At 57.0% G+C, this 12049-nt stretch carries 10 protein-coding genes and 1 pseudogene; 3 read left to right on the top strand and 8 right to left on the bottom strand.

Annotated elements, in window-relative coordinates; genetic code table 11:
* Window positions 1-6: 6 nt before the first annotated feature.
* Complete coding sequence (locus tag AAE027_RS30205; protein WP_370989614.1) at window positions 7-516, top strand: imm11 family protein; 510 nt, start codon at window positions 7-9, stop codon at window positions 514-516.
* Here the strand turns inward: AAE027_RS30205 and AAE027_RS30210 are convergent.
* Window positions 409-738 carry a hypothetical protein gene (locus AAE027_RS30210; protein WP_370989685.1) on the bottom strand — a complete coding sequence of 110 codons (330 nt, stop codon included), beginning with the start codon at window positions 736-738 and terminating at the stop codon, window positions 409-411. The genes AAE027_RS30205 and AAE027_RS30210 overlap by 108 nt on opposite strands.
* Before the next feature lie 1037 nt (window positions 739-1775).
* On the opposite strand from AAE027_RS30210, the gene AAE027_RS30215 reads away from it, so the two are divergent.
* The gene (locus AAE027_RS30215) at window positions 1776-3407 is read left to right on the top strand and encodes an ATP-dependent Clp protease adaptor ClpS (protein ID WP_370989615.1); all 1632 of its coding nucleotides are present in this window, start codon (window positions 1776-1778) and stop codon (window positions 3405-3407) included.
* 352 nt (window positions 3408-3759) lie between these two features.
* Here AAE027_RS30215 and AAE027_RS30220 read toward each other — a convergent pair.
* Window positions 3760-4330 (bottom strand): annotated as a pseudogene (locus tag AAE027_RS30220) (RNA polymerase factor sigma-54); the annotation flags it as partial.
* On the opposite strand from AAE027_RS30220, the gene AAE027_RS30225 reads away from it, so the two are divergent.
* The gene (locus AAE027_RS30225; protein ID WP_370989686.1) at window positions 4289-4816 is read left to right on the top strand and encodes a hypothetical protein; all 528 of its coding nucleotides are present in this window, start codon (window positions 4289-4291) and stop codon (window positions 4814-4816) included. The pseudogene AAE027_RS30220 and the gene AAE027_RS30225 sit on opposite strands and share 42 nt — an antisense overlap.
* 58 nt (window positions 4817-4874) lie before the next feature.
* Here AAE027_RS30225 and AAE027_RS30230 read toward each other — a convergent pair whose 3' ends face one another.
* The 6 genes from AAE027_RS30230 to AAE027_RS30255 form a co-directional block, all read right to left on the bottom strand.
* Window positions 4875-6236: an O-antigen ligase family protein gene (locus AAE027_RS30230; RefSeq protein WP_370989616.1), complete on the bottom strand. Its 1362-nt coding sequence runs from the start codon at window positions 6234-6236 to the stop codon at window positions 4875-4877.
* 123 nt (window positions 6237-6359) lie between these two features.
* Window positions 6360-7553, bottom strand: a complete 1194-nt coding sequence (wecB, locus tag AAE027_RS30235; protein WP_370989617.1) for a non-hydrolyzing UDP-N-acetylglucosamine 2-epimerase — start codon at window positions 7551-7553, stop codon at window positions 6360-6362.
* Window positions 7513-8547 (bottom strand): polysaccharide biosynthesis protein, encoded by a 1035-nt coding sequence (locus AAE027_RS30240; protein ID WP_370989618.1) that lies wholly within the window; start codon window positions 8545-8547, stop codon window positions 7513-7515. The genes wecB and AAE027_RS30240 overlap by 41 nt, the downstream gene beginning before the upstream one ends.
* A complete protein-coding gene (locus AAE027_RS30245; RefSeq protein WP_370989619.1) occupies window positions 8540-9427 on the bottom strand; it encodes a dTDP-4-dehydrorhamnose reductase family protein in 888 nt (295 codons plus the stop codon). Before AAE027_RS30245 ends, AAE027_RS30240 begins: the two co-directional genes overlap by 8 nt.
* Window positions 9420-10640 (bottom strand): glycosyltransferase family 4 protein, encoded by a 1221-nt coding sequence (locus AAE027_RS30250; protein ID WP_370989620.1) that lies wholly within the window; start codon window positions 10638-10640, stop codon window positions 9420-9422. Before AAE027_RS30250 ends, AAE027_RS30245 begins: the two co-directional genes overlap by 8 nt.
* A 4-nt stretch (window positions 10641-10644) precedes the next feature.
* Window positions 10645-11766: a glycosyltransferase gene (locus tag AAE027_RS30255; protein ID WP_370989621.1), complete on the bottom strand. Its 1122-nt coding sequence runs from the start codon at window positions 11764-11766 to the stop codon at window positions 10645-10647.
* Window positions 11767-12049: the final 283 nt, after the last annotated feature.

Consider the following 12049-nt stretch of genomic DNA (forward strand, 5'->3'; position numbering starts at 1 on the left):
GATCCCATGGCTGCGAACCGAACAGCTGATGACGCCTTCGTTTCCCGACATCTGCAGGCTAACCAGCTGCTTTTTCTATGTTTCGGATTGCGGCGTGCGGCGCTGGAGGACTTGACACCGCGGAGCGTCGCGTTCTTTCCACTTAAGGTGATGGCGCCCGAAAGTATGCATCCCGCAAACGTCTATTTCTTCATTGACGTGCTGCGGCGCGCCCACTGCATTGACTGGGATCAATCCGAGACGACGCGGCGCGTCGTAACCGCGCCTGGCGACCGCGAGAGCCGAGGAAGGGCGTTATTTGGAATCCGTCAGCGAAGTTCAAAGCAGTCGATCCTGACACGCTTAATATGGCAAGAGGCGGACGTTGATCGTCCGACACGTCACTTCTTCCACATCAAGAAGGACGCCTTAATGCGAGACGAGGGGGGTGTTGAACAGCAGATCGAGACCCGGAAGCAAGAACGGGATCATCGCGACGAGCCGCTTACTGCAGAGCCGGTCAGAGGCGTCCCATAGCACAATTAGTGCAACGTGAATCGAAGCTCCGTAGCTCCGGCCCCGTCGCCGCGGCACCGCCGAGCCCGACAGTGCTCGGATCGCGTGCTGACGATGCCGTCGCGTACCGGCGCACAGCTCGTCTAAAATCCGTTCCTTCTCGAGCTGCCCGCTCGCCCGATAACGCTCCGCCAGCGCTGATGTGATCTCGCGCTTTGCGCGCGTGCCGATCTTTCCTGCCATGGCCGCCACCGAACTGATTCGGCAGCTCCGCCCAGACACGACAGGGAAGTTGTCGGTAACATCGTTAGTGCGCAATGGCGCCTTAAATCCGGATGTCGCTTGACGATTCTCGTCCCACCGGCGCAAGCACTCTCGCATTGCAGCGCAAACGCCTCGAGGGTGGCCGTGCGCCTCTTCAGCGCACTCCCGAATGCCGGCGATGTTCGGCACAAAGAACCAAAATGCCGCAGCTGTCGGTGCATTATGCGACACCGCGTCGCCGATACCGCTAGCTCTTCTTGATTGCCGAGGCCCCGTGCCGCCCATTATCCACCACATCAGCAGTGATGAGGCGCAGCCCAAGTCAGCGGACATCGTGGTGATCGGTGGTGCGGTTGTTAGCGCCAGTGCGGCCGTATCCTGGCGCGGCGGGGCCTATCGCTAGCGCTTGTCCAAAAGGGGGGATGTCGGTTGCGAAAAGTCCGGCCAGAGTGTGGCTAGTGTCGTCGGCAGAACCGCGATGCGCGTGAATTTCCGCTCGCTAATCTGGCAACTCGCGACGCTTCAAGAAGCGAAGCTCATGCTCCTCGGCAGGTGCCGATTCTCCTGCAAAGAATAGTTTGAGAGTCGTTTTCGCGACCGGCATGCAATTTGCTGAAAGATCCGGAAACGAGAGAGGCTTGATGACAAGCAGTGACATCATTCGCCCTTTACACCAACACGGGCGCGTAAGGACTGTAGGAGAGAGCACAATTGTGAGGATACTGACAAAGGCCAAACATGCCGTCGCCCGGGTCCACGACGCGATTGTGCGTTTGGTCCGCTGGGGCCTGCGTGTCCTTACTCGGCTATCACAGTCGATTGCGCCATTCGGCCCAATCGACGCAGGCCTTGATGGGGCTCACCGTGAGCCGCCGATGAGTTCTCCTCACTCCATGCGGCTAAATGGCGCCTGGACGGCAAAGCGCAAGTTCATCGAAACAACCGTACGAGGAACGGAGCGCATCAAGCGAAGTAAGGCCAACGACAAACCGTTTCACTCATACTAGGAGCTTTGGATGGATCATCAAGTTTACACTGTGCCCGAGTCTGTACAGCTGGTTTTTCAAGATGGCGGTAAGACGCCGCGCGATTTCGTGGTGGATCTATTCCGGGAGGTGTTCGGCAGACATCAGCGCGATGCCTACGCCCTTTCCATGTTGATCGAACGGCAGGACAAGGCCGCGTGCGGCCCCTTCCCACCGTCAGTTGCAAAGGCGCTCTTCGATGCGGCGCAGGAACGAATCCGAGCTGAAGGACATACGTTGCAAATCACCTCCGAGCCTGCTGGCGAAACCGAGGCGCCAGATCCGTCCGAAATCCACTTCGAATTGGCCCGTGACGCGGTTGCCTGGCATTTCGCTGATATCCCGCCGAACAGCCTCGTGACTATGGTGCGGCGATTTCCCGGCCACATGCGCGCGGACATCCAGATCGCAATCGACAAGCTGTTCGCTTCGCCGGTCCGCTTCTTTGGCCTGCATCAGCGATGGGTTTTGGAGAAGCTGTCATTCGCGGAGCTCCGGCGCGCCGGAGACGATGCCGTCTTGCTGGCGTCGCCACAATACCACGAGATCGACATCGGCGAGGCTACTCCAGTCAAATGCCTGCACAATGGGCTGTGGCTATCCGAGGCGAACGAGTTTCGTTACGCTGTCGTGCTGTACTATTACCGCGAGCCAGTGCAACAATGCGGGACCGACCCAGAGGAGATGATGCACATTGAGGTCGCGGTGCCCGCCGGCGGGGCCGGCGAGTCTTTCGCGCAGCACTGCTTCGTTGAACTGGAGAGAGCGGTACAATCCGCCGGATCGTACCGTGGCAAGATCCTGTCCCTCGAGAGCGATCCGAATTACAGCGGCCGTTCGCGCGGCGTTACGGTGCATCGTTGGCCCCGGGTAGACCCCGCGGACGTGATCCTGCCCGAAAAGGTGCTCAAACTGCTCGATGGAAATGTATTGAGCTTTGTCGGAATGCGCGATGCGCTGCGCCGGCTCGGCCAATCGACACGCAAGGGCATCTTGCTTCATGGCCGGCCCGGCACCGGCAAGACCCACACGATCCGATACCTCGCAACTAACCTGGCTGATCAGACCACCCTAATAATGGCAGCCGGGCAGGTCGGTGCGCTCGGTGTATATATGAACCTCGCGCGGCTGTTGCAGCCGGCATTGGTGGTGATCGAGGACGTCGATCTGATCGCGCGCGACCGCAATGAGATGCGAGAAACGGACGAAGAAGTGCTGCTCAACAAGCTGCTCAATGAGATGGATGGGCTGAAGGAGGACGCCGACATCGTGTTCTTACTTACCACCAACCGACTGGAAGAGCTCGAGGACGCGCTCGCGGCGCGGCCTGGCCGGATCGACCAGGTCATCGAGGTGCCTTTACCTGATGCTAATGGCCGCGACAAGCTGGTGCGGCTCTATGGCAAACGCCTGCCACTCACTGAGGCCGTTGTCGCTGAAGCCGTGCGACAGAGCGAGGGCGTCAGCGCCGCCTTCATCAAGGAGTTCATGCGGCGCATCGCGCAATCGTCCATCGCGCGCGATGGCGGCAACACGGTCATCTGCGATGATATCGATCAGGCGCTGGACGCTATGCTGCCGATGAGGGGGCACGGATCGCGGGCCGAGCAAGCTGGACCGTGAGCCGCGACAAGGGGCAGGAGCGGCCATAAAGTGTGCGCGCCGCCGTCCGAAATCGGTACAGTTCGCCGACGTTCAGATCGGCGGCGAGCTGACCGGCGAGTTGGGACCCCTGCCGCGCTCGTGCGTCAGCGCAAGCAGACGGACCATGAGCCGGCATGCTTTCCGGTGAACCCATACGGGTCTCGCTCCGCCGCGCGGAAATCAGGATGAAAGCTGACATCGTTGCTGCGTCGATGGTCGCGGGAACGTTTCTATGGTGCGCCTCTGATCTCGCCAGCCGTTCGAAACTGAATCGGGGCGCGTGAGCAGCTCAAAGGATCTCGCCTGCACAAATTGTTGGCTGGTTTCATTACCGCAGACGATCACTGAAGCAGGTCATCTCGACAGGGTTGCCGATCGGCTTCGACAGTGCCTTGCAGTAGATTTCAATCACCCGCACGCGCGGCAACGTGTCGCTGTTGAGCTCGAAATGCCAGCCGCCTTCTGGCCTTGGCCCCACATATACATCCGGTGCGACAATTTGCGTCCGCGATGTGCCGAACTTCAAAGCCGGCTCCGGATCGAGTCTGCGGATCTTTCTGATCATGTCCGTGATGTCGTCATCGCCGACCCCGCACAGTTGCGCGCAAAAACGAAATGTTACATTTTGCAAGCAGCTTGAGATTTTCGACCAGCGCGTGCATCACGGGGTCGTACCGGTTGAGTTCACGAAGCTGCATCACCAGACACTCACTCAGATTCCGCGCGAAGACGCCAGGGAGACCGAACTTCTGCAGCTATTTGAGCACCGCCTCGACAACCGCCTGCGAAGCGCCGAGGCGCTCGGCAGCCTCTCCGAGGTCCGGCGCTAGATAGCCGGCATCGTCGACGAGATTGATCAGATGCTGCCCGATAATGCGTCGCGCCGAGTCGCTGAGCGCCAGCCAAGCGTGGCATCGTCGTGTCGGCGAGTACGTGTTTTCGGGGTGATTTGGTCGCGCAAGGAGCTGAAGTCGCTTAAGGACCTTCAGGGCCAGAAGATCAGGGTGATCTCGCCCGATAAAGCCGAGTTCATCAAGCGAATGGACGGATCGCCGGTGACGCTGGGCACTGCGGAAGTGCCCGCTGCTCGATCGCGGCGTCGTCGACGACGCAATCACGGCAAGCTCGGGATATGGCCATGTCTGGCGCGATCTCTTCAAATACAATTGCCGGCTCAACCTCGGCTATGTCAGCTCGCTGTTGCTCGTGAACAAGCGCGCGTGGGACCGGTTGTCGCCGTCCTGCAGGCCACGGTCATGGATACGGTCCGCGAGATCTCCGACAAAACGACGAAAGCAATGGCCGCCGAGGACCAGGATCTCACGCGGAAGCTGGCCTCGCAAATGACGGAGACCATGCTCAAGAGAGCGAGAGCAGCAATAAAATGAAGTATCTCCTTTGTGCTAGAGGGCAAAATGCTGGATCTGGTCTTGGCGAGCCTCCGACTCACTGCAACTGCGTGGCCCCCAACGAACTGGCTGTCTTGCGAACGTCAGTACCGCTCTGGATTCGCAACACTTCTCCTCCCGCAGTTCCGACGGCGAGGACGTAGAGCCAGCTCTCGTACGTATCCATCAGATGAGAGTTGAAGATCGAGCTTGCGATGTTCTGCACTGTTGCCAGCATGCCGATCCAAGCCACCGGGGTGCTGATGCAGAAGAGCCGCAGGTGGGCTATCCACATTGCCCACAGAATGATGATTCCAGCGCTACCCCACTGGATGCCAGCGGCGAGCGTCTGATTGTGAGGATTGCTAACAACGACGGCCGATACCCCTGTTTGGCCAATTGCATCTTGCTGAAAGAGATCACGGATAGCACCAGTCCCATGGCCGATGAGGGGCGCTATTTCGAAAAACCGCAATGATTTGCGCCAAAATTCAAGCCTCATGGCTGCCGACGGCTCGTTAACTCCTATTGGAGCATCCCGTTGGACGGCCAATTCAGTGAAAATCGTAGAGGCTTTCCGATGGAGGTTAGGAGATATCTGCCATAGCCCGCCGCAGATGATCGCCACTCCGATCAATCCCGCAATGAGCTCCCGTCGGCTGAGGTAGCGCACCATCACCAGGACCAACATAACGGGGATATAAAAAAACGCCGTCCGAGCGACGTTGACAAACGCAAGGTTGGCGAAGAACAGGCCAGCGGCCGCTCCGAAGCCCGCAGCAAAATAGCGGCGTTGCCGAGAGGCGGCCTCGAACGCAAGACCAGCTAAGGCAATTGCAACGAATGCAAATCCCTGGCTTTGGTCGATATAGTTTCTCACCGGAACGCCCGCGTAACCCACTTTTTCAACAACAGCAAGCGAGGGCACAACGCATGTCAGAAACGAATATCCTAGCAAAATGAGGTTCGAACCGACGAAGGCGACGAATGTCCATATCGCGCTCCGACTCTGCTGAAAATGCAGCAACAGGACCGGGAGCAGCAGTAGCTTCATCGTCTTGTCGAGAGCGCCGAGCCGCTCTAACCAAGGCACCGCGGTCGCCCAAGCTGTTCCGATGGCGGCAAGAGCCAGGAGTGCAATCGGCAAAGCTGCGGCAGGCTGACTTACGACAGCAAACAGCCGCTCCGACCTGATTGTTGGCCAAAAGAGAAAGAGAATCACAATCCCAAGTATGCTGGTTGCGCTGGTCGACCAGGGTAACGCGGCCGCGAGGCCCAGCACCGCGATGTCAACGTTGCGACTTCGTAGCGTTTCCGCGCGAGCCAGGTCGGGGCCGCTCCAGGTCGTGCAGGCGAGGTAGGCCTCAGCTGCAAGCTGGGAAATTGCGTTGTTGAGCTTGAGAATTAATAAGATGAGCATGCCCTTTTGCCATTGTTGGGCTCCCCTACCAGCCGCGAGAAGTCGCTAAAGGGAACGGGCGCCTACGTCAGCGTACCGATGACGAGCCAATGCGTCCGGGCGCGCGGTCCTTTGCCGACAAGGCTACTCTCCGCCTGCACGTTTGCGCCACACCGTTCTATTGACGTACTCGACATAGCTCAACACGATGCGAAGCACCTGCTTTGAGACAGGCCCGCTTTCGTAGTCTGGCACTATCCTAAACGTCCGGGAGCTTGCCTGATGATGATTGATGACGACCTGCACGGCCTCCAGAACGCGTCGGCTCTTCAGCCCGCTCATGACGAGAGTGCCCACGTCCATGCCTTCGGGTCTCTCATGCGCATTTCGGATTGTTATGGCAGGCAGATTGAGAAGCGATGCTTCCTCAGTGATGGTGCCGCTGTCGGAAAGAACACAGAGTGCGCCCATTTGAAGACGAATGTAATCGATAAATCCGAACGGTTTCGCGAATATTATCCGATCATCTAAATCGATCCGCCCAATCGCATCCAGCCGCTTCCGGGTGCGGGGATGCGTGGAAGCCAGGACGGGGTAACCGTACTTGCCAGCCAAATCCCGCAACGTGCTCAAGATGTCACCCAAATTCTCGACGCTGTCGACGTTTTCTTCCCTGTGAATGCTCACGAGGAAGAACTTTCGTTCTTCCAGACCAAGTCGCGTCAGAATGTCGGATGCCTCGATCTTTGGCATGTAGAATTGAAGCACTTCCTGCATGTGGGAGCCGGTCTTGATAATCGTCTCAGGCCGGATCCCTTCCTCGAGCAGGTAACGACGCGCGTGTTCTGTGAGCACCAGATTTACGTCGCTAAGATGATCAAGGACCTTTCGGTTCAGTTCTTCCGGCACACGCTGGTCGAAACATCTGTTACCAGCTTCCATATGGAAGACTGGAATCTGCCTCCGTTTCGCGGCAATCACGGCGATACAGGTATTCGTGTCGCCGTAGAGCAACAGAGCATCCGGCCTTTCGACGTTCAGCACCTCATCGGTTTTGGCTATGACATCAGCTATCGCCTTGGCGGGCGAGTCGTTGTTCACTCCCAGAAAGTGATCCGGCTTGCGGATTCCAAGCTCATCAAAGAAGATTTGGTTCAGCTCGAAATCGTAATTCTGCCCCGAATGGACAAGGATATGATTAAGCTGAGCATCGAATTCCGCGATCACGCGGCTCATCTTGATGAGTTCTGGCCGCGTTCCGACTAATGTCATCACCTTCATTTGCTGCGCCGCCTTTTCACAACGCTGCAAGCTCAGGCCGATCGGACGTTCGTCCAATTTCGGCGCGAACAAAATCGAGAGCTAATAGGCGGTCCTTAAGGCCTTCAACGGTGAGGCGATACGTATTGTGAGAAGTATAGTCCTCGACTTTCGAGAGCTCCACTTCACCCTCCACAAAGAACTTGTCGTAGTTCAAGTCACGGTTGTCCGCAGAGATCTGAAAGTACCGATCTGAATGACTGGCTCTCATTATCTCCTCGCGGCCGATTAGCGTCTCAAACAACTTTTCTCCGTGCCGAGTGCCGATGACATTGATCGGATTACTCGCTTCGAAGAGCTCTTTCAGTGCAACCGCCAGATCACCCATGGTTGCCGCTGGAGCCTTCTGCACGAATATATCGCCTGGCCTGCTTCGCTGGTACGCATGAACGACAAGCTCGACCGATTCTTCCAGCGACATCAAGAATCGGGTCATATTGGGATCTGTCACCGTGAGGGGGAGACCGTTCTTGATCTGTTGTATGAACAATGGAATGACGGAGCCGCGGGACCCCATCACATTGCCGTATCGTGTAATACACATGATCGTGTCGCCGGCCGCCCTCGATTTCGCCAGCACAACCTTTTCGGCCATGGCTTTCGACAGGCCCATGGCGTTGATGGGATAGACCGCCTTATCTGTGCTTAGGAAGACAACGCGCTCCACACCCGCTTCTATTGCCGCCTGCAGCACGTTCTCCGTGCCAATCACATTAGTGCGCAACGCTTCTATCGGATAGAACTCACAGGAAGGCACCTGCTTCAGCGCCGCGGCATGGAAGATATAGTCGGCTCCTTTCATAGCCTCACGAACGTTTCCGTAGTCTCGAACGTCGCCCAGGAAGAACCTAAGTTTTGGGTTCTTAAGCTCCGTACGCATATCCTCTTGCTTCTTTTCGTCGCGGCTGAAAATACGAATCTCTCCAATCTCAGTGTGGAGAAAGCGACGCAAGACAGCGTTTCCAAACGAGCCAGTCCCGCCAGTGATCATCAACGTTTTGTTCTTAAACATTCTTCATCTCTCGACGCACATCAGTTTCGTACAACTGCCGGATGAGTTCCGGCCAATCAGCCGCGCGATAGCCTGTCTCTCTTCGAAATTTCTCGGAGCTTAGAGAGCGATCGATCTTCATCTGATCATCCTTCAGAATTTCAATGCGCTTTCCGTACTGACGCGCGAGAAGGTGCAACAGATCAAGTTTACAGATAGGCGTTGCTGAGACGTGATAGAGTCCCGCGAGATCTTTTCTCGGCAGCACGATATCGCGAATTACTGCAGCAAGTTCCGCCGTCGGCAACCCCGAGAAAATGGCCTTTGCGTAGCCCTTGACGGCGCCCTGCTGGGAAAGAAACCACTCGACCAACGAATGTGCGCTATAGAGCTCGCGGCCGATAATCGACGTGCGCAGCGTCACAGCATGGTCGTAGTCAACGAGCTCTCCCAGGAGCTTTGATCGACCATATAGGTCTTGAGCGTCGGTGGCGTCATCTTCCGTGTAATTTCCCATCGATCCGGAGAAGACACAATCGGTGCTGATGTGAATCAAGCGGGCGCCAATCAAGGAGCAGATGCGGGCAAGCCGATGCGGAAAGATCGCATTGATCGGTAGAGCGACCAGCGGGTCGGCCGCCGACGCAAGCTGCTTCACCAGGCCAATACAGTTGATGACCGCAGCAGGACGCTCGCGATCGAGAAGCGAGACAAGCGCGTCCTCGTCAAGAACATCCAACTGCAGCAGACGAGCCGATGCTGCAGACGAGAAGAAGCCCAGAGCAACTCTGTCCCTTATGGTTCCAATCACCTCGAAATCGGCGGACGCAAGAAAGGAGCGGAATACAGCCGCCCCTAACATTCCGCTCGCGCCCAGGATAAGGACCCGACTGTCAGGCATGGCAACTCGTTCCCCTTTGCAAAATTCCCAATAGCCGGCTCAGAACCTGATCGGCATTAAAGTGTTCTTCGTAATACGACCGACCGGCTCGACCCATTTCCAGCCGCTTGGCTGCAGGCATTTTCGTCAGAGCGATGATGTTTTGCGCGAGGCCAGCACCATCTCCGGCTTGAGCAGTGAGGCCGACTCCCGCTGTTTCGATCAGATCAGCAGCCGCACCATTGACAGCTCCGACGATCGGCCTCCCCGCTTTCATGTAGGCCTGTATTTTGCTTGGAATGGTTGCGTTGAGAGCCGGGTGATCGCCAAGAGTCACGAGGAGACAATCCGCGCGCCTGAACAATTCAGGCATCATGCGGCGATCCAGCATGCCGATCATTTGGACGTTTGTTAGCTCAGCAGCACTGATTGCTTGTCTCAACGTCTCGGCATGGCTGCCCGTACCGGCGACGACAATCAGGATGTCAGGGTAGAACCGAAGAATGCGCGCCGCATGGACGATCGTGGACAGCGACTGGGCTCTGCCAAGGTTGCCTGCGAACACAACCGAAAACCGACGCGGAAACAAGCGCGCGATTGCGTGGGGCAATGGAGGAGCGTCTTCCTCACTGGAGGGGGCAAAATTCGGAAGGACAAATATCCTCTTCTTAGGAATCATTCTGGCGATCGGCCCCACGAACTGATTTGACTGAACCAGAACGGTGTCCGCGGCGCGATAAATGAATCTGACCAGAACATGAAGAGTGGCTACGACGACGCGGCTATCTACAAAGCCGGTCGACGTGACGACCTGCGGCCACAAATCCTGTACCCAGAGCGCAAGATGGCAGCGTTTGCGCCAGCGCAGAAGAATAGCTGGAAGCGCCGCAGTTATTGGCATCGCGAGCACGAGAATAACGTCAAACTCGTACCGTTTGAGCAGCCGTGGAAACCACAAGAGACCTGACCAAGCGAAGGACAGGTAGTTGAGGGCAAGATTGAGCGCAGTGGCCTTGTGTCGCGGCCGGCTCGGAATTCTGATGACTTTCGCGCCGGCGAACGTCTCGTATTGAATGCGATCCCGCGTATATCCAGGTGCAAGTTCGCCGGTCGGATAGTTCGGCTTGCCCGTCGCGACGGTTACTGAATGTCCGGCCTTCGTCAGCCATCGAACCAGATCGTTGACAACAAATGATTCCGGCCAAAAATACTGAGTCACAATCAAAATACGCATTAGTCTAGACCAAGCTGACCCATTCAGGCTTAGACGCTGCTTCATCGCAGAGCCATTCGTAAGTTCTAAGATATCGTCCGGCAATGTCAGGCCATGAAAACTGCCGCGCGTAGCACCGCGCTTGATCGGCAATCGCTTTCAGCTGAGATGGAGACAGCGACAATGCTTCTCGCAATGCTTGTCGCAATTGACCGATGTCATTTTTAACAATCCAACCTAGGTTCTTTTCCGCAAGGTGGGTCCAAGGCGTTGCATTGGTGGTGATGACCGGGAGGCCGGCTGAAAGGGCCTCGGCAACTGTAATCCCGAAGCTCTCCGTGTAAGACGGCAGGACGTAGATAGAGGAGGCGTGAAGCTTCTGCCATTTCTCCCGGTCGTATAGCGGACCGAGAAGCTTCACGTCGCCCTGAAGACCGAGTTGTCGAATCCGGACCTCCAGAGAGGCCCGATAGGCCGGGTCGCCAAATCCATGGATATGCAGTTCATAGCCGCGACGATTCTCGAGGCCGTGCCACGCTTCCAGCAGGTCGGGAATCCCCTTCGTGGGACATAGACGAGCAAGAAACAGAACGATCTTCTTTCGCTCCGCGTTGACGCCGTCCGGCCAAATGAGAGGGGTTTTCGGCCCGTCGACTCCATTAGGAATGATGGCAATGGGAGAGGTCAGCCCGGAACTTCGAAGGTGGTCATGCTCTTGTTCTGAATTTGCAACGAGCAGATGGGCGCGCTGAACAATGCTACGCTGGTAGAGAGCCCAAGCAACGCGCTTCTTTAGGCGCTTGCGATCCAGTGCGCGAGGCGACAGTGCCCCATGGGGGCTGATAACGAGTAAGGCTGGACTACGCCATGCTTGTAACTGTGCAAGGCACTCGAAAGGTGTCCAAAGTCCGTGAATATGGATCACGCCACAAAGCAATTGCTTTGGGAGCACACCGATGCCGCCAACGGTTCGGCCCGCCACGTATACATGTTCGATGGTTTGTTCCGGCGCTACTCCGCAGACTAGGTGAGCGGCAATTCGCTGCGCCAGCAAGGCATGATGCAAGGACCGCGCAACAGCAGCCATGCCACCGCCGCGTTGGCTTGCATCGCGCACCACACCAGTAATGGCGCCCACCCCCGCCATTCTTATTTCACTACCTTACACAATACGTCACTTCAGCAATCTGCCCTCAGGAGGACTCCCGTGAGCGATCTCCAACAAAGTAAAAAAACGACCTAAACGACGGCCTCGCCTGGCAACATTACGAACACCACGCCCACCGTTGCGCACGGTAAGAGAAGTGAACGCCTCTCCTCGTCCAACCAACACTAGAACTGGCGGCGCGACTCCGACAAACATCGTACGTAATGCACCAACAATCTAATCGAGCACCCGAGCGTGTCGCCCCGACAACAGATCGGTACGC

The organism is Bradyrhizobium sp. DN3 (assembly GCF_041357655.1).
Taxonomy (GTDB): domain Bacteria; phylum Pseudomonadota; class Alphaproteobacteria; order Rhizobiales; family Xanthobacteraceae; genus Bradyrhizobium.